Source organism: Streptomyces sp. NPDC127197 (assembly GCF_042672405.1).
Taxonomy (GTDB): domain Bacteria; phylum Actinomycetota; class Actinomycetes; order Streptomycetales; family Streptomycetaceae; genus Streptomyces; species Streptomyces flavusporus.
In genome coordinates, this window is sequence record NZ_JBHXVG010000008.1 from 228671 (window position 1) to 246704 (window position 18034).

Here is an 18034-nt window from a genome sequence, read left to right on the forward strand (position 1 = left end):
ACCGCCGGTGAGTCGTCGTGGTCTAGCCCGCCATGAAGATCTCTTTCCTGCTCCACAACGCCTACGGAATCGGAGGCACGATCACCACCACCTTCAACCTGGCCCACGCACTGGCCGAGCGGCACGAGGTGGAGATCGTCTCCGTGCTACGGCACCGGGAGCACCCGAACTTCACCCTGGGCCCGAGGGTGTCGCTCAGACCGCTCGTGGACTTGCGGCAGGAGAAGAACCATCCGCTGCATCTGAGACCGGCGGGGGTGTTCCCCCGCGCCGAGTACCGTTACGGGCAGTACAGCGAGCTGACCGACCAGCGGATCGCCGAGTGCCTCGCCACGATCGACGCCGACGTGGTCATCGGCACCCGGCCGGGGCTGAACGTCCACCTCGCCCTCCAGGCTCCGGAGCATGTCGTCCGCATCGGACAGGAGCACCTCACCCTGGACAACCATCCGCCCCGGCTGCGCACCACGCTGCGCCGGGCCTACCGCCGGCTCGACGCGCTGACCACGGTGACCGAGGCGGACGCCGCCGCCTACCGGCGCAAGATGTGGCTGCCCGGCGTCCGGGTGGAGGCACTCCCGAACAGCGTGCCGGATCCCGTGCTGCCGGCCGTCGACGGCTCGGCGAAGGTGGTCGTCGCGGCCGGCCGACTGGTCCCGGTGAAACGTTACGACCTGCTCATCGAGGCCTTCGCCATGGTCGCCGCCGAACACCCGGACTGGCAGCTGCGCATCTACGGCAAGGGTGAGGAGCACGATCGGCTGCGGCAGCTCATCATGGACCTCCGCCTGTGGAACAACGTCTTCCTGATGGGTGCGGCGGCCCCCATGGAGGGAGAGTGGGTCAAGGGCTCGATCGGTGCGGCCGCCTCCAACTTCGAGCCGTTCGGCATGACGATCGTCGAGGCGATGCGCTGCGGACTGCCGGTGGTGAGCACCGACTGCCCCTACGGACCCGGTGAAATCATCGAGGACGGGGTCGACGGCCGGCTGGTGCCGGTCGGGGACCGGGACGCGCTGGGCACGGCCCTGCTGGAACTGGTCCGTGACGACGAGGGGCGCCGCCGTATGGGCCGTGCGGCGCTGAGGAACGCGCGGCGGTTCGCTCCCGGCCCCGTGGTCGAGCAGGCCGAGCGGCTGTTCACGGAGGCGGTCTCGGCGCGAAGGGCGGGGCGACCCGTCGTACAGGAACGCGCCCGCATGCACCGCGCCCTGGTCAGCCAGGGCTTCGCCGCCCGCGACGCCGCGTTCGCCTCGGCGAGCAGCGCGCTGCGCATGGTTCGGAAGGGACAGCGATGAGCACGGAACAGAGTGTGGATCCGCGCGTCGGCTGCGTGGTCGAGCCGGACGGCCGGATCACGTTCGATCTGCCGCCGCTGCCGGCCGAAGGGCCGCAGGTGCTGCTCCGGCTGCGCCCGAAGAAGGGCCAGCCTGAGAAGACCGTGCACGCCCTCGACCTGGAGCCCGCCGACGACGGTCGCCTGCGCGCCGTCCTGGGCCCGCAGCCCGTTCTCGAGGAGGGCCGGTGGGATGTGCACCTGCTCCGGGGACCGGGATCCGAGCGGCAGCGTCTGCGCCCGGGCCTGCGCGACCTGCGGGCCCTGGTCGACGGACACCTCCGCGACCGGCAGTCACCGCTGGCCGTCCGGGTTCCCTACGTCACCAAGGACGGGTACCTCGCAGTACGGGCCTGGCTGCGCCCCGCCCACGCGGAGGTCGACGGCATCGACATCACGGACCGGTCGATGACGGTCGGCGCCCGCCTGCACGGCGCCTCGTTCCAGGAGGGAGCCGCCGTGCACCTGCGCCTGCGGGGCGGCAGCGGCACCGTGCGCTCCCTGGAGCCACGGCCCGCACCCGACGGCCGAAGCTTCTCCTTCACGGTCGACTACGGGGAGTTGACCGCCGGGACGGACGCCGGGAGCGGCGTCTGGGACGTCTTCGTGCGGCCTGCGGCGCAGGCGCCTCTCATCCGGGTCGCCCGTCTGCTCGACGACCTGGCAGACCGCAAGGAGGTCTTCGTCCACCCGGCGGTCACACTCGGCGGCGCCGTCCTGCGCCCCTACTACACCGTCGACAACGACCTCTCCGTGGAGGTGACGAAGGCCGGTTGAGGTGGATGACGCCCGCCCCTCCACGGCTCACGCCTCCGGCTTCGCCCACCGCGAGTTGACACCCGCTTCTGCATTGCCTTTTGCGGCGGGCTGGTTCACGGTGTTGGCCCGTGACGAGCGCCGAGGACGAGGGGGAAGGCCGTGCGAAGACGGAGCTTTCTGAGCGGATTAGGGGGCGTGCTCGGTGCCGGGGCGGTCGGGCTCGGGCTCGCCTCCACAAGCGGCGGCACGGCGAGTGCGGCGGACCTGGACGCCGCGGAGCCCCATGACTGGCAGGCGGTCACCGCGCCCGACTGCACTCCCGCCGCCCAACTGATCGATGTGGCCGCCGCCGGGCCCGACCTCGCCTGGGCCGTGGGCGAGGAGGGGCGCAACGGCAGTACCCGAGGCACGCCGCTGGCCCTCGCGTGGGACGGCGGGACATGGACCCGGGTCGGCCTCGCCCACCTCGGCTTCGGAGGCTCCCTGCATTCCGTCGCCGGCACCTGCGCCCGCTCCGCCTGGGCGGTCGGCACCGACGCCTCCGGTGCCGCGCACCTGCTCGCCTGGGACGGGCGCACCTGGCAGGAGGCCGACTTCCCGGGGCGGGGGCAGGCCGGGACTGTCCTCACCGGAGTCGCGGTGGGCCCCGACGGGCAGGCCTGGTGCTCCGGCCGTAACAGCGACGGCTCGGTGCTGCTGCGCGGCGGGCGAGGCGGCTGGTGGTGGGTGGCGGCGCCGCCGAGCGGGGCCGCGGCCACGCCCTCGGGCGTCCGGGTGACTCCCGACGGCAACGTCTGGGTCTACGGCACCGGAATCGTCGCCCGCTGGAACGGCACCGCGTGGACCGAGCTCCCCGCCTACCAGGGCATCCGCGCCACCGTCACCGGACTGCTCCCGGTCGCCGACGACGACATCTGGCTCACCGGCTACGACTACGGAGTCGGCGGCCCGCCCGGCAAACCCCCCGGCGTCACCCTCCTCCACGGGGACGGCAGCACCTGGCGGAGCGTCACCGCGCCGTTCACCCTCGGCATGCTCACCGGGATCGTGGGCGACGAGCGGGGACTGCCCGACCGTGTTTCCGGCTGGGATTTCTGGGACCAGAACCGGGCGCATCACCTGCGGTGGGACGGGGCGGCCTGGGTGAGTGAGCGCGGTGCCGCCTCGTCGGCTCCTGTGGTGATCAACTCCCTGGTGTCCGTGCCTGGTGCGGGCGGCTATTGGGGAGTCGGTACGACGTCCTCCTCCCCCTATCCGCCCGCCCAGGTCCGGATCGAGCGCTGAACCACGCCGGCCGGGCCCCGGGGCGAGGACAAGCCTGCCCCGGGGCCCGGAGTCACGCGGAGAGCCCGCTGCTTTTCTGCGGCTGTCGGCTACCTGGCCTGATCACCCGCCACCATGGCCTTCTGCTCCGGCTGCGGGGCCTCGTCTTCCTCTTCGAGGGTGGGTGTGACCCTGCGGAGCAGGGTGGCCACCAGCAGGGCGATGGCGAGCGCGATGACCACGCTGGCGGTGTAGGAGATCTGGATCCCGTCGGTGAACGCCGTTCGCACGGCGTCCAGGAGAGACTCCTTGGTGTCACCGGTGAGGTCCTCCGCCGCCGCGACGGCGGAGCCGATGCTGTCCTCGGCCGCGGCCGAGGCCGTTTCGGGGGTGCCTGCCGGGATGCTGTCCTGCACCTCGGCGCGGTAGACCGCGGTGCCGGCCGCGCCCAGCAGGGCGATGCCCATGGCGGTGCCCAGCTCGGCAGCGGTCTCCTGGATGGCCGAGGCCTCGCCGGCCTTCTCCGCGGGAGCGGTGGCGAGCACCATGCCCGTGCCCAGCGCCGGCGTCGGGCCCAGGCCCAGGCTCATGATGGCGCCACCGGCGATGACCATGCCGATGCCGGAGTCCTCGGTCAGGCGGCTGAGGATGAACATGCCCACGGCGGCGATCGCCAGCCCGCCGGCCATCAGGTAGGCGGGCCGGATCTTCTGGGCGAGCCCGGGGGACGCCATGATGCCGATGACCATCATCACGGAGATCGGCAGCATCAGCAGTCCGGCCTCCATCGGCGTGTACCCGGACACCATCTGCAGGAACTGCGCCAGGAAGAACTGCGCGCCGGCCATGACGAACATCGACAGGGACAGCACGGCCAGGGCGGCGGCGAACGTACGGCTGCTGAACAGGCGGAGGTCCAGGAGGGGCGATTCGAGGTTCCGCTGGCGCAGCACGAAGGCCGCGCAGATGGCCAGGCCCAGGGCGAGGATCAGCGAGGAGGTGGCCTCGATGCCGTGCGAGGCGTACTCCTTGATGCCGTAGACCACCGGAAGCACGCCGACCAGCAGCATCAGCACGCTGAGGAAGTCCAGACGCCCCGGCTGGTCGGACCGGAACTCCGGGAGCAGCAGGGGGCCGGTGATCACCAGCAGAGCCATCACCGGCGCGCCCAGCAGGAAGACGGAACCCCACCAGAAGTACTCCAGCATCACGCCGCCGACGGCCGGCCCCAGGGCACCGCCCAGCACGAAGCCCGCCATCCACACGCTGATCGCGACATTGCGCTGCTTCGCGTCGTGGAACATGTTCCGCAGCAGCGACATCGTGGACGGCATCAGTGTCGCCCCGGCGATACCCAGCAGCCCGCGCGCGATGATGAGCATCACCGGACTCGTGGAATAGGCCGCGAAAATCGAGGCGGCACCAAATCCCACCGCGCCGATCAGCAACAGCCGCCGTCGGCCGATACGGTCACCCAATGTGCCCATGGTGATGAGCAGGCCTGCGATGAGGAAACCGTAGATGTCGACAATCCAGAGCAATTGCGTGCTCGACGGGTCGAGGTCGGCACTCAAATGCGGCACCGCCAAGTGCAGAACGGACATATCGAGAGCGATCAGGATGGTCGGCAGAGCCAGGACGGCCAGCCCCAACCACTCTCGTTTCCCCGCCTTGACCTGGGGAGATGTTGTCATTCCTGTCTCCATGGCGCCACCGTAGAACCTCAACTGGACTTGAGGTCAACGCGACGGGCCCCCGCCGCAGGCCACAGCCAACGGCGATGTCGGCGACCGCTATTGCACCCGGCCGCAGCCGTCCGGCTTCCCGTTGATGTTGTTGCAGACACGGAAGCGCAGGTCCCGAGAGGGAGGCTCGAAGTCCAGGCTTACCTCACCCCAAGGGCTGGCCTTCGAGGTCCAGGGGATGAAGAGCCACTCGCCGCCAACCCACACGTAGCCGGTGTACTGGAACCATCCGATGTCGGTGTTCCAAGAGCCGCATTCCCTCCTGTCGTAGGACAACGTGACGCTGCCCCAGGTGTCGTACCCGGTAAAGCCGTCGAACTTCTCCCTGTAGGGCGAGTAGCCGTAGTCGCCTCTCACGATGTTGCACGCCTGGTAGCTGGCTCCGTGCACATAGCCCGTTGCGGCGGCTGAGGCGGACGTGGGGACGGCGACCGTCAAGACGGCCGCGGCGAGCACAGACTGAACCGCATGGCGCACTAGCTTCCGTCTGTTCACTGCAGCTCCTTTTCAGGCATCCGTGGGCGCACCGCCCAAGTAGGCGGAGAATGCCGTGCCGTTGGACCGGCCGGCTGCTGAGAGCTTGCTGAACAGCGCCAAGTGCGGCAAGGAGGACGGCTTGTCCCGGACAATCGGAACCTGTCCGGCCTGGTCCACGCCGTGTCCGGATCCTGTCGGGACACGGTCGCTGCAGCCTCGCGCCCAAGGCCGTCCGGTAGCGGGCGTGCCCCCTCAGCTCACCGCCTGCTTCACGAGTGCGGCGATCCGCGCCTCCACCTCGGCCGTCACCTCGGTCAGGGCGAAACCGGCCGCCCACATCGCGCCCTCGTCCAGGTTCGCCTGGTCGCTGAACCCGAGTGTCGCGTAGCGCGCCTTGAACTTCGCCGCGCTCTGGAAGAAGCAGACGACCTTGCCGTCCAACGCATAAGCGGGCATGCCATACCAGAGCTTCGGTGCGAGAACCGGGGCGCCGGCGGTGACGACGGCATGGACGCGCTCGGCCATGATCCGGTCCGAATCCTGCATCTCGGCGATCTTCGCGAGCACGTCCCGCTCCGCCTCCGCCGCCTTGTCCGCACGCGAGCCGCGGCGCGCTGCCTTCTTCTGCTCCTGGGCGTGCTCCTTCATCGCGGCCCGCTCCTCGGTCGTAAACCCCTCGTACGTGCTGCTTTCGGTGCTGCTCATGGTCACTCCCGTAGCCGTGGGTCACGATCGGCCCGGCGTGTCCTGCCGGGCCCGATCACTGCGACCACAGCCTCTCCCGTCCGGCGCACGGACCGCCTCCGTGCTGACCACGGAATCCACCACTGACCACCGGGCGGCCGAGTAGTGATGTCCGGGAGGATCGGCGAATGATCCACAGCGAGGAGAGCGTCGCCGCCGAACTGGATCGCGTACGGCAGCGCCCACCGGCCGAGGCGGCGCCACCGGTTCTGGCCGCATTCACCGTCGATGTCACCGCACCGCCCGCGGAATACGCGGAACGAGTACGCCAAGTACTGGCTGCGGCACTGCATTTGGCCTGCACGGCGGAGTTCGACGACCAAGATCTGCCTACGGACCGGTTTCCGGATTGGTTCACGCGCGTCTCCGGCCGGGGCGAGGAGTCCGGTCAGGAATTAGCCCGGGACGGTCGTGCCGCGTTCCTGGCCAAGAGTGGCAAAGTAAAGCCCTGGCGTCTCCAGAACTGGATCTATCGGTTCCACCCGGACGAGGATTCCCGCGGCTGGGAGTTCTGGGACGTGGTCCCGGTGGGTCCCTCGCAGGTCCGCGTCTGGGTCGACAGCTGGGGGGAATCCTTCTTCGGATCCCTCGAACTGCTGTGGCTGCTGTACACGGCCGGGGCGACACACGTCGAGGGGCCGGAGGTCCACAAGGTGGGCGTATGGGTGTCAGAGGCGCGCGGTCTGTGACGCAGGCAGAGCACGGTCGTATCATGCGCGCGGCCCACACCGATTCCAGAATCACGGTGTATCAGGCGTATCCGCGGGAGATCGCCGAACCGGCGCTGCGCGCCCAGCTGGCGGTCGACCCGGACCCGAAGGTCCGGGCGACGCTTGCCCAATGAGACGTTGTCATCTTGAAATGTGCTGGTCAGTGGGGCTGGTGTGAGCCGGGGGTGGGGTGCTCGTGCTGGTCGTCCGACTGATCGTGCTGGGGTGATCGTCTGCCGCGTCGAGTCAGCGGCTCGTCTCCGCGTTCGTCAGGACGAGGAGGGCACGCAGGAGAATGGTGGCGTGCTTCGCGTTCAGGCGGAGCTTGGTGCGTACGCGCCAGTTCTTCAGGTCGGCGAAGCCGTGCTCGTTCGCCGCGCGTTCCCGGCTGACCAGCCGGTTCGCTTGCTTCTCGGCGGCGGTCAGCGGCTTGTTCCGCGACGCCTGCGCTACCGCGGACCTCGGTCGGCCGTGTCGCGGGGAGACGGTCAGCGGGAGGTGAGGGGGGTTTCGGACTCAACGCGGGTGAGCTTTTCGGGGTTGCGGACGTAGTAGAGACCCGTGACGCGGGCGTTCTCCACGCGGAAGGCCAGCACGCCGTCGATCACGCCGTCCACGCGCAGGATGAGTCCGGGGTTGCCGTTGACCGTCGTGGGCTCACTGGTGAAGGTGCCGCCGGCCTTTTCGACACTGCCGGCCATGTAACGGAGCACCTTGTCGGCGCCGACGACCGGCCGCAGGGCCGCCAGCTTGAGGCCGCCGCCGTCGCTGACGAAAACAACGTCCGGGGCGAGTACGTCGAGCAGCCCGTGCAGGTCCCCGGTTTCGAGCGCGGACTGGAACGAATTCAACGCTGCCCGGGTTTCTTCCGGGGAAACCGATGTGCGCGGCCGGCGGGCGTCGACGTGTTGGCGGGCGCGGTAGGCGATCTGGCGTGTGGCGGCGGGACTCTTGTCGATTGCGGCCGCGATGTCCTCGTAGCCGATGTCGAAGACCTCGCGCAGCACGAAGACGGCGCGTTCGGTCGGTGAGAGGGTTTCGAGGATGAACATGAGTGCCAGCGACAGGTTCTCGGACAGTTCGACGTCCTCGGCCACGTCCGGCGCGGTGAGCAGGGGCTCGGGCAGCCAGGGGCCGACGTAGGCCTCCTTGCGCCGTTTGAGGGTGCGTAGCCGGTTGAGTGCTTGCCGGGTCGTGATCCGTACCAGGTAGGCGCGCTGGTCCCGCACCTGCTCCAGGTCGACCTTGACCCACCGCAGCCAGGCCTCCTGGAGGACGTCCTCGGCATCCGCCGCCGATCCGAGCATCTCGTAGGCGACGGTGAACAGCAGGTCGCGGTGGGCGACGAAGGCCTCGGTCGCGGAATCGGTGACGTGGTCGTTCATGTCGTGCGCTTCACTCTCTCGCGGTCGGCCCCATGTGCCGGAAGCAGGCCGTAAAGAACAGGTACCCGGTCCGAAGACGGGGTTGTCGGCAGCAGCCTCCCCACTGATCAGGCCACGTGGGATGGGCGGGCTGTGGGACTGGCGCCCCGGAGCCCGGCCACGGCCTACGAGGCCGCGGCGTTGTGTGCTTGTCACTCCGGCTCGGTCCTTCTCGGGCCGGACCGGTCGGTCCGGCCGAAGGAGGGGTCTTGGCGGCTGGCCCGCGCGTCAGGTGTTGGACGGCGTCGTGGGGTGTTCCGGCTGAGGCGTTACCACGCGGTCGGTGCTGTCGCCGTGGGATCCGCGGGAACTGGCCTTGCGTGCCCCGGACACCAACTTGTTGAGGGTGAACACGCAGGCGATCTCCTTGACGCCGGCACCGGTCCGCCCGCTGATGCTGAGCGCGTTCACCTTGTCGTTCGGGTAGGAGAACTGGGTGACGCCCCCCTTCCGGCCGAGGCTGAGGCACTGCCCGGCGAAGAACATCCGGACGGGAGAGGCTTTCTTCCCCGCGATCCGGCGCAGGATCGTGGCGGCGGCCGCCGGGCCCAGCTGCGTGGCGGCCTGGCAGCTCAGCCGGAACGGGTGGTCCGGCATCACTCCCGCGTCCCCAGCGGCGATGATGCGCTCGTCGTCCACACTGGTCAGCGTCGTGTCGGTGACCAGACGGCCTTCGGCGTTGGTGCGCAGCCCGCTGCGGGCGGCCAGGTCCGGGATACGGAATCCTGCGGTCCAGATCGTCACCGCGCTGGGCAGCTCGCGGCCGTCGTCGAGCCGTACGCCGTCGCGTGTCACTTCCGCCACCTTCGTACCGGGTCCTTCGAGGACGGTCACACCCAGCTTGGCGAGCCGGCGGGCGACCGGGCGGCGGACTCGGGCGTGCAGGGAGGGGCCGAGCGCCTTGCCGCAGACCAGGGTGACCTTGCGGCCCACCTCCGCCAGCTCGGCGGCGGTCTCCAGGCCGGTCGGGCCGGCCCCGACCACGGTCACCGGAGCCGACGCGGGCGTCGCATCCAGCGCCGACCGCAGTCGTTCCGCCCCCTCGAGGTCCGACACCGAATGAGCGAACTCCGCCGCTCCGGGGACGCCGGGATCGGCGGCGCCGCTGCCCACCGCGTAGACGAGGTAGTCGTAGGAGACCGTGCCACCGCCCGCCAGCGACACCTGACGCTCGGCAGCGTCGATCCGGGTCGCGGTGTCGACCACCAGCCGGATGTTCCCGCCCATGACCCTGTCGAAGCCCTCGACCGCGTCATCGGAGCCGGTCACGAGCTGGTGCAGGCGGATCCGCTCGACGAACTCGGGACGCGGATTGATCACGGTCACCGACACACCATCGCGCCGAGCCAGGCTGTTGGCCGCCGTCACGCCCCCGTACCCTCCGCCGACGACGACTACCTCGACGTTCCCGTTCATCATGTCTCCTCGTGTTGTGAACTCGGCATGGAGACACCGGCTGCCCGTCCGGCGTAACAACCTGCGGATGAGACGTAGCACACATCAAATGCCGCGAAACGCGGCCCTGACGAGGTCAGGCTCACCGCATTCGCTGGAAAACACCGCGAACGGCCGCCGGAAAGCCGAGCGGCGGCCGTTCTGCGTCAGTCGGAATCAGCGTCGCAGGGCCAGGTCGTTGCGAGCCAGCTTGACCGCGGCAAGAAACGCAGCGACCACCATGCCGAACAGGTTGATCGTCATCATCGTCTCGTTGATCGCATGCCCGCTCCAGCTGACCGAGGCCCCGTCCTTGACCATGTCACCGGAAGCGCCGATGAAGTAGGGAACCGAGCTCAGCCCCAGCGCCCCGTAGAAGAGCACGTTCTGCGCCAACACCCCCCGCCCCTCGGTCCGCACCGACACCGAGGTCGATGTCGATGTCGATGTCGGCTGACGCTTCATCAAATACAGGGCGAAGATCTGGAAGTAGAGATAGGTGACAAACCACCAGCCCAAATAGTTGGTGTAGGGCACCCCGAACACCCCGCCCCCATCTTCCCAGACCCAGACCCGCTTCACGGTGGCGGCGATCGAGTCGACGCCGAGGTCGAACATGGTCATCAGTGCCGCGGCCAGCATCGGCAGCGCCACCACCTCGACCCGGCCGGCGACCGACCCGGACGAGCCGCCCAGACGGCTGTCCGCCTCGTCGAGCAAGGTGTTGGCCACCTGCCAGCAGAGGTAGCCCAGACCGAAGTAGATCGGTCCGATCTCGATGGGCACATGAATCAGCTGCGGATGGCCCGTGTAGTGGTATTGGCCGAAGGGGAACCCGGTGGAAACGCTGAGGTTCTCGAAGAAGTTGCTCACCACCAGGGTCACGATCAGAAAGAACAGCAGCGTCCGCCACCCGTATCTCCGCACCCCGTGGATCAGCGCGAACGGGACCGACAGCAGCAGCATCGGCACCGCGATGTGTGTCCCGGTCAGCGGTACGGTGAGGCCCACTACTGCGGCGGCGGCTGCCAGCAGCCAGAGGACGCGGTTCCATGGGTTCATTTTGTTTCTCCTGTAATGGTGGGTTCAGCTGCCTCCGCCGCGCACAGTGCCAGGGTGTGGTGGAAGCGGCCCGCCCCGGAATGCGGCCAGTCGGTGGGGTCCGCGGGTTCGGGTGCGTCGGGGACGGCACGGCGGTACCCGGTGAACACTCGAGACGCCCAGGCGCTGGTGGACTGGCGGCCGTAGAGCTCCAGCAGCCCCACCATCACGAGCAGTGCCGGGAGGTACGACCTCGGTGAACAACAGCTCCTCCGCAGACGCGTCCACCGGCCGGGCAGCAGCCGCCGAGTCGCGGTACGTGACGCCCAGCCAGGTCATCCACAGCACCAGCAACTGTGCTCACCAGTGAAAACCGGTCGCGCCGGCGCCTGGCGCGTTGAAGATACGTACCGATATCGGCATCCCGGCTCTCGATGCGCTTCACCAGAGCCTGCCGAGAATCGGTCTGATTCTCAGACGCCGTCATCTCAGCCAATTCATCCTCGCCGGAGCCGTCGCCCCGATGTCTGCCAGCGGCCCCCGAAGCCCTCGACCGTGTCATCGGAAACCGGTCAGAAGCTGGTGCAGACGGATCCGCTCGACGAACTCGGGACGCGGATCGACCACGGTCACCGGCACACCATCGCGCCGAGCCAGGCTGCCGGCCCGCCGTCACGCCCCCGTCCCCGTCCCCGTCCCCGTCCCCGTCGCCAGCAACCACCGCGCTCGGCGTTCCCGCTCATTCATCTCTCCCCATGTCGTGGATTCGGCATCAAGACACCAGCCATCCCTCTGCCGTAACAGCCCGCGGATGAGACGTAGCGCACACCGGACACAACGGAACGCCGCCCCTTTCCTCGGGCGGCAGTTGGGCATGAGTGCTCAGACGGTCATCAGAGGCCACCGCCGACAGGCGCAGGGCGGCCTGCTCGAGGCCACCGCCGTAGCCGGCGGAGCTGAACGAGCTGGACGAAGGCCGACGGCTCGCCCGGCACGCGAGCCTGCTCACGGATGCTCCGACACCGCAGCTCAACTCGCCTTCCGTGAGCACCAGGAGGCCCTCTTGCCGCAGTTGTACGTCCTCGCGCCGGCAGAGTCCAACGCGGCCCACCGGACGCGTGACTGTCTGGCTCACGCGTATGGGAATGCGTCCGACCGAGCGGAGCGCGATCGCTACGAGTTCTCCTGGGGTGAGCACGGTGGAGCCGCCGGAGGGTGAGATGTCCTCCGGCGGCTCCGTCGGCTTTGTCCGGTCCGGATCAGGCGAGCCGGATCACGTTCCAGGACAGCGGCTCCAGTACGGCGTTCAGTTGCCCGTCCTGGACGGTCGTGCCCTCGATCACGTGCGGGGTGACGCGCTCAGGGTCGTCGAGGGTGTTGCGGGCGTCGGGGTCGGCGTCCGCGAGGGCGCTGTGCTCGATGACCCGGGTGAGGTCGAGGGCGTTCAGGGCGACCTCGAGCGGCAGCGGTTCGGTGCGGCTGCGGTTGACCGCGAAGACGGTGACCGTGCCGTCCTCGGCGCGCACGGCGGTGGCGTGCAGCAGGTCGGTCTCTCCGTACTTCTGGGTCTCGTACGTCGGTGAGTCGACGCGTACGTCCAGCACCTCGCCTCGGCCGTATCGCGACGCCTGGGCGAACGGGAAGAACGTCGTCTGGCGCCAGGCCGGGCCGCCGGGCTCCGTCATGATCGGGGCGATGACGTTCACCAGCTGGGCGAGGCAGGCGACCGTGACGCGGTCCGCGTGGCGGAGGAGGGCGATGAGGAGGGAGCCGAAGACGACGGCGTCCAGGACGCTGTAGTTGTCCTCCAGCAGACGCGGGGCCTCCGGCCAGTCGGCCGGGTCCATGCCCTCGGCGTGCTGCTGCCAGCCGGACATGTACCAGACGTTCCACTCGTCGAAGGAGAGGTTGATCTTCTTCTTCGACTTCAGCCGCGCGCCCACGTGGTCGCAGGTCGCGACGACGTTCTCGATGAAGGACTCCATGTCGACGGCGGAGGCGAGGAAGGAGTCGATGTCGCCGTCGACGGGCTCGTAGTACGCGTGCAGGGAGATGTAGTCGACGAGGTCGTACGTCTCCTTGAGGACCGTCGCCTCCCACTCGGCGAAGGTGGGCATGCCCTGGCCGGAGCTGCCGCAGGCGACGAGTTCCACGTTCGGGTCGATCTGGCGCATCGCGCGGGCCGTTTCGGCTGCGATGCGGCCGTATTCCTCGGCCGTCTTGTGGCCGGTCTGCCAGGGGCCGTCCATCTCGTTGCCGAGGCACCAGAGTTTGATGCCGAAGGGGTCCTTGTCGCCGTGGGAGGCCCGGAGGTCGGACAGGGCAGTGCCCTCGGAGTGGTTGGCGTACTCCTGGAGTTCGAGAGCCTCGGCGACGCCTCGGGTGCCGAGGTTGACGGCCATCATGGGCTCGGCCTGGGGGCCGACCTTGCGGAGGAAGTCGATGTACTCGGAGAGGCCGAAGCGGTTGGACTCCGTCGAGTGCCAGGCCAGGTCGAGGCGGCGGGGGCGCTCCGCTGCCGGGCCGACGGAGTCCTCCCACTTGTAGCCCGAGACGAAGTTGCCGCCGGGGTAGCGGATGGCGGTGACGCCGAGTTCGCGGACGAGGTCGAGGACGTCTGTGCGGAGGCCGCCCGCGTCGGCTGTGGGGTGGTCGGGTTCGAAGATGCCGGTGTAGACGCAGCGGCCGAGGTGTTCGACGAAGGAGCCGAAGAGGCGGGGATTGACCTTGCCGGTGGTGAAGGCGGGGTCGAGCGTGAAGCGGGCGGTCTTACTCATGGGGTCCCTTCGAGGGTGGTTCTGGTTCGTTGCCGGGTGCGGGTTGTCTGTGGCTGGTCGCGCCCACGCGGCGGAGCCGCAAATTGATACAGCCCCGCGCCCCTAACGGACGATTGGCCAGCCGTCCTTTTTCCAGCTCAGCCTGTTGAGCCCCAGCTTGGGGGTGCCTTCGTCCTCTGCGTCGTAGTAGTGGTACGCCAGCCAGTCCTGGCCCCTGTCTCGGAACACCGACTGGCCTCCCGTGCCGATGTACCTGCCGTGGCCGGCCAGCAGCAAGTCACCGCCGCCCTCCAGCATCGGCTTCCCCGTGCTGTCCACGTACGGGCCCGTCACCGACGTCGACCTGCCGACCTTGATCTTGTACGTCGAGTTCACGCCCGAACAGCACGCGTCGTACGACGCGAAGAGGTAGTAGAAGCGGCCGTGCTTGACGATGTACGGGCCTTCGACGGCGTACGGCGCGTCGGGGCGGGTCGCCAGGTGGTGGACCGGGGCTCCCGGGATCGCCTTGCCTGTCCTCTCGTCCAGCTCGATCATCCGGATGCCCGTCCAGTACGAGCCGAAAGACATCCAGAGCTTGCCGTCCGCTCTGATCAGGGCGGGGTCGATGGCGTTCCAGTGGTCGGTCGTCTCGGAGGTGAGGACCTTGCCGTGGTCGGTCCAGGTGCCGGGGAGGCCGGAGCGGGAGGTCGCTACGCCGATCGCGGAGTGGTTGGTGCCCCAGGAGGAGACGGCGTAGTACAGCCAGTAGCGGCCGTCGCGGTAGGAGATGTCCGGCGCCCACGGGTCGCCCGTGTCGTTGTACTCGTACCACCAGCTCGGCGGCTCGGCGAAGGCGTTGCCCGAGTCCTCCCAGTGGACGCGGTCCTCGGAGAGGCGGGCGCCGATCACACCGCCGGTCGAATAGGCGACGTAGCCGCCGGACTTGAGGCGGATGACCGTCGGGTCGTGGATGATCTGCTGGCCGGTGATGGGCTGGGGGTCGGGGTAGGTCACGGCCTCTGCCGTGCTCGGCATCAGGGCGATGAGCGCCGCGGACAGCAGCGTCACGAGTCTGAAGCGCTTCAACTCACGCTCTCCTCAAGGGGGTTACTGGCCGGCGAGGCCCGTGTGGGCGACGCCCGCCACGATCTGCCGCTGGAAGAAGACGAAGACGACGATCAGGGGCAGGCCCGCCATCAGGCCGCCGGCCATGAGCTGGGCCCACTGGATGCCGTAGGAGTTCATGACGGTCGCGATGCCGTTGGGCATGGTCATCAGGTCGGGGTTGTTGGTGACCATGTACGGCCAGAGGAAGTTGTTCCACGACGCGATGAAGGTGAAGATGCCGACCGCGGCGAGGGACGGGCGGGCGAGCGGGACGACGATGGTGAAGAAGACCCGCCAGCGGCCCGCGCCGTCGATGAACGCGGCCTCCTCCAGTTCGCGGGGGATGCCCTGGAAGAACTTGTAGAGGATGTAGACCATCGCGGCGGGCGCGCACTGCGGCAGGATCATGCCCCAGTACGTGTCGACCATCCCCATCTGCTGGACCGTGGTGAACAGGGGGACGCCGAGGACGGCCGGGGAGATCATCAGGCCCGACATGACGATGCCCATGAGCACGCCCTTGCCGCGGAACTCGGTGCGGGCGAAGCCGTATCCGGCGAGGGCGCTCACGATCAGCACCACCGTCGTCACGCACACCGAGACGACCAGGGAGTTGACGAACCAGTTGGTGATGTTGCCGGTCTCGAAGATCGCCGACCAGGCCTGGCCCGTCCACTCCTTCGGCAGCCAGTGCGGCGGCACCTCGACGGCCTCGGTCTCCGACTTGAGCGAGGTGAACAGCGCCCATGCGAGCGGGGCGAAGAACACCACGGAGACGGCCACGCCGAGGAGGGTGAGCACGATCTGGCTGGGTGTCCAGGACGACCTGCGGGGCTTGACGCGGATTTCTGCGGCGGTGCTCATCGGCCGCCCTCCTCACGGTTGCGCAGCAGCCACATCCGCGCGAGGGCGACGGCCGCGATGATCACGAAGAAGATGATGGAGATCGCTGAGGCGTAGCCCACGCGGTAGCTGGTGAAGCCCTCTTCGAGGGTGAACTGGACGAAGGTGCGGGTCGATTCCTCCGGTCCTGGCGAGAAGTCCATCATCACGACGGCCTGGTCGAAGACCTGGAGCGAGGCGAGGATCTGCAGGGCGATCACGAGCCCGGTGATGTTGCGCAGCATCGGCAGCGTGATGTGGATCATGCGGTGCCAGGCGTTCGCGCCGTCCAGTTTGGCGGCCTCGTAGAGGTGGTCGGGGATGCCCTGGAGCGCGGCGAGGTAGAGCAGGAAGCTGAAGCCGACCGTCCACCACAGGGTCGTGATGACGATGGCAAGCATCGCGTACGACTTGTCGGTCAGCCAGGGTGTCTCGATGCCGAAGACATGGTTGATCATGCCCGTGCCGGGGTTGAACAGCCACTGCCACAGGTTGCCCGCGACGGTGGAGGGCAGCAGGAACGGGGCGAAGAAGCACAGCCGCCACAGCCACTTGCCGCGCTCGATGTGGTGGGCGAGCATCGCCAGGAGGAAGGCGAGGACCGTGATGCAGGGCACGACCAGGAGCGTGAAGTACGCGCTGTGGCCGAGGGCGTCCCACATCAGCGGGTCCTGCAGGGCCTCGCGGTAGTTGTTGAGGCCGACGAAACTCGCGCCGTCGCCGGAGATGTTGGCGTCCGTGAAGCTGAGATAGATGCCGCGCAGCAGCGGCCAGATCACGAAGAGCGCGAACAGGGCGAGGAAGGGGGCGACGAACCAGCCGCCGTGCTGGAAGCCCTGCTTGCGGCGGACGGTGGCGCTCAGTGCGGCGGTCTTCGCGCGTGCCGGTGCGAGGACGGTCTCGGTACTGGCGGTCGTCATGCGACGGCACCTCCCTGCGCGGCGGTCTTGCCGTCCATGGGGTTCTTCATGCCGAGCAGCTCGGTGAGCGCGCCCTTCATCCGGCGGGCGGTTGCCTCCGGCTTGGCGGAGCCCATCGTCGAGGCGACGACGATCGGGCCGATGCGCTGGGCGAGGATGCCGGTGGAACCCGCGAACCACACCTTCGGCTCGGTGGCCTGGTGGTCCATCGCGGAGACGTACTCGCTCTGCGGGTACAGCTTCTTGTACGCGGCTGTGGACAGGGTCGGCGTGTAGGCGGGGATGTGGCCGCCTGCCGCCCACTGCTGGGCGTGCTGGACGACGTAGGCGGCCAGTCGGTGGGCGCCCTCGTTGGCGGCGCCGCCGCGGTCGGACTGGTGGGGCAGGACGAAGGCGTGCGACTCGGCGTGGGTGGCCTGCCGGCCGAAGACGGGCGGCAGCGGGGTGGCGCCGTACTCGAGCTTGGCGCCGGAGAAGACCGGCACCGACCAGTTGCCCTCCCAGACGAAGGGGGCACCGTTGAGGAACTGTTCGGCGCCTGCGGTGCCCCCGAAGCCCGAGTTGGCGTAGCCGTCGGTGATGTGCCGGCGCAGGAACTCCAGGACCTGGGTGGCCTTGTCGGTGTCGAAGGTGACCTCGGTGTTGGCGGCGTCGAACCAGGTGCCGCCGAGCTGGGTGTAGAAGGCGACGAAGAACCACCACTGGAAGTTCTGGTCGTTGTGCCAGAAGCCGATGGTCTGCAGGCCCTTCTTGGTGGCCTTCTTGGCCTCCTTGAGCACGTCGAACCACTCGCCGGTCGACGTCACGGGCACGATCCGGCCGTCGTCGTCGAGCAGGCCCGCCTTCTTCAGTACGTCCTTGCGGTAGAAGCAGAGCTGGACGTGGATGTCGAGCGGGAGGGCGTAGAGCTTGCCGTCGATGACGGCGCGCTTCCACAGGTCGGGGTTGAAGTCCGCTTCCCGTACGCCGTACTTGGCGAGCAGGTCTACGTCCCAGGGGTCCAGGAGGCGGCCGGGCGAGAAGCCGGTGACCCGGCCCAGGTGCATGACGCCGAGGTCGGGTGCGCGGTTGCCGGCGGCGGCCATGGCGAGCTTGGTGTAGAAGGGGTTGCCCCACTGGAGGGTGGAGTCCTTCACGTCGATGCCGGGGTTTTCCTTACGGAAGGCGTCCAGCATCGCGATCATGTTGGCGCCGTCGCCGCCACTGAAGAGGTTCCAGTAGCGCACCCGGGTGTCCGCGCCGGAGGCGAGCGCGTCGGCGCCGGTCCCGAGGGCGGCGAAGCCGAAGCTGCCCGCGACCGTCAATCCGCCTGCTGCGGCCAGAAGCTGCCTGCGATTCAGGCCAGGTTGTCCCATGCCCTGCCCTTACTGTTCGATATTTCGAAATGCGCTCGTAACTTCGAACGGGACCGTAAAATCGAAGCGCTTGCGCGT

General features: G+C 68.7%; 17 protein-coding genes. 5 read left to right on the top strand and 12 right to left on the bottom strand.

Features of this window, described 5'->3' with window-relative positions:
• Window positions 1-32 precede the first annotated feature (32 nt).
• From ACFVJQ_RS15765 to ACFVJQ_RS15775, 3 genes are all read left to right on the top strand, one after another.
• Window positions 33-1298 (top strand): glycosyltransferase family 4 protein, encoded by a 1266-nt coding sequence (locus ACFVJQ_RS15765; RefSeq protein WP_385784183.1) that lies wholly within the window; start codon window positions 33-35, stop codon window positions 1296-1298.
• A complete protein-coding gene (locus tag ACFVJQ_RS15770) occupies window positions 1295-2113 on the top strand; it encodes a hypothetical protein (protein WP_385513129.1) in 819 nt (272 codons plus the stop codon). The genes ACFVJQ_RS15765 and ACFVJQ_RS15770 overlap by 4 nt, the downstream gene beginning before the upstream one ends.
• 177 nt (window positions 2114-2290) lie before the next feature.
• Window positions 2291-3379, top strand: coding sequence for a hypothetical protein (locus ACFVJQ_RS15775; RefSeq protein WP_385784187.1), 1089 nt, complete (start codon window positions 2291-2293; stop codon window positions 3377-3379).
• Window positions 3380-3468: 89 nt separating this feature from the next.
• Here the strand turns inward: ACFVJQ_RS15775 and ACFVJQ_RS15780 are convergent, their stop codons facing one another.
• The 3 genes from ACFVJQ_RS15780 to ACFVJQ_RS15790 all read right to left on the bottom strand — a co-directional run bounded on the left by ACFVJQ_RS15780 (window position 3469) and on the right by ACFVJQ_RS15790 (window position 6285).
• Entirely contained in the window at window positions 3469-5052 is a 1584-nt protein-coding gene (locus ACFVJQ_RS15780) for an MFS transporter (RefSeq protein ID WP_385784190.1), read from the bottom strand.
• 99 nt (window positions 5053-5151) lie between these two features.
• Complete coding sequence (locus ACFVJQ_RS15785; protein WP_385513126.1) at window positions 5152-5598, bottom strand: hypothetical protein; 447 nt, start codon at window positions 5596-5598, stop codon at window positions 5152-5154.
• A gap of 234 nt (window positions 5599-5832) precedes the next feature.
• Window positions 5833-6285, bottom strand: coding sequence for an iron chaperone (locus tag ACFVJQ_RS15790; RefSeq protein WP_385784193.1), 453 nt, complete (start codon window positions 6283-6285; stop codon window positions 5833-5835).
• Window positions 6286-6452: 167 nt separating this feature from the next.
• Between ACFVJQ_RS15790 and ACFVJQ_RS15795 the strand changes: the two genes are divergently transcribed.
• Window positions 6453-7013 carry a hypothetical protein gene (locus tag ACFVJQ_RS15795; protein ID WP_385784195.1) on the top strand — a complete coding sequence of 187 codons (561 nt, stop codon included), beginning with the start codon at window positions 6453-6455 and terminating at the stop codon, window positions 7011-7013.
• Window positions 7014-7036: 23 nt separating this feature from the next.
• Window positions 7037-7168 (top strand): DUF4291 family protein, encoded by a 132-nt coding sequence (locus ACFVJQ_RS15800; RefSeq protein ID WP_385784198.1) that lies wholly within the window; start codon window positions 7037-7039, stop codon window positions 7166-7168.
• Between the two features lie 112 nt (window positions 7169-7280).
• Here ACFVJQ_RS15800 and ACFVJQ_RS15805 read toward each other — a convergent pair whose 3' ends face one another.
• From ACFVJQ_RS15805 to ACFVJQ_RS15845, 9 genes are all read right to left on the bottom strand, one after another.
• Window positions 7281-7526, bottom strand: coding sequence for a transposase family protein (locus ACFVJQ_RS15805; protein ID WP_385784323.1), 246 nt, complete (start codon window positions 7524-7526; stop codon window positions 7281-7283).
• The gene (locus ACFVJQ_RS15810; protein WP_385784201.1) at window positions 7523-8419 is read right to left on the bottom strand and encodes an RNA polymerase sigma-70 factor; all 897 of its coding nucleotides are present in this window, start codon (window positions 8417-8419) and stop codon (window positions 7523-7525) included. Before ACFVJQ_RS15810 ends, ACFVJQ_RS15805 begins: the two co-directional genes overlap by 4 nt.
• A 267-nt stretch (window positions 8420-8686) precedes the next feature.
• Window positions 8687-9874, bottom strand: coding sequence for an NAD(P)/FAD-dependent oxidoreductase (locus ACFVJQ_RS15815; RefSeq protein WP_385784326.1), 1188 nt, complete (start codon window positions 9872-9874; stop codon window positions 8687-8689).
• A gap of 195 nt (window positions 9875-10069) precedes the next feature.
• Entirely contained in the window at window positions 10070-10954 is an 885-nt protein-coding gene (locus ACFVJQ_RS15820; RefSeq protein ID WP_385784204.1) for a carotenoid biosynthesis protein, read from the bottom strand.
• Between the two features lie 1238 nt (window positions 10955-12192).
• Window positions 12193-13710, bottom strand: a complete 1518-nt coding sequence (locus ACFVJQ_RS15825; protein ID WP_385784206.1) for an alpha-N-arabinofuranosidase — start codon at window positions 13708-13710, stop codon at window positions 12193-12195.
• A gap of 102 nt (window positions 13711-13812) precedes the next feature.
• Entirely contained in the window at window positions 13813-14778 is a 966-nt protein-coding gene (locus ACFVJQ_RS15830) for an arabinan endo-1,5-alpha-L-arabinosidase (protein ID WP_385784209.1), read from the bottom strand.
• A gap of 21 nt (window positions 14779-14799) precedes the next feature.
• On the bottom strand, window positions 14800-15663 hold the full coding sequence (locus ACFVJQ_RS15835; protein WP_385784212.1) for a carbohydrate ABC transporter permease: 864 nt from the start codon (window positions 15661-15663) through the stop codon (window positions 14800-14802).
• Window positions 15660-16601, bottom strand: coding sequence for a carbohydrate ABC transporter permease (locus ACFVJQ_RS15840; protein ID WP_385784215.1), 942 nt, complete (start codon window positions 16599-16601; stop codon window positions 15660-15662). The genes ACFVJQ_RS15835 and ACFVJQ_RS15840 overlap by 4 nt, the downstream gene beginning before the upstream one ends.
• Window positions 16598-17956 carry an extracellular solute-binding protein gene (locus ACFVJQ_RS15845; protein WP_385784218.1) on the bottom strand — a complete coding sequence of 453 codons (1359 nt, stop codon included), beginning with the start codon at window positions 17954-17956 and terminating at the stop codon, window positions 16598-16600. Before ACFVJQ_RS15845 ends, ACFVJQ_RS15840 begins: the two co-directional genes overlap by 4 nt.
• Between the last annotated feature and the right edge of the window lie 78 nt (window positions 17957-18034).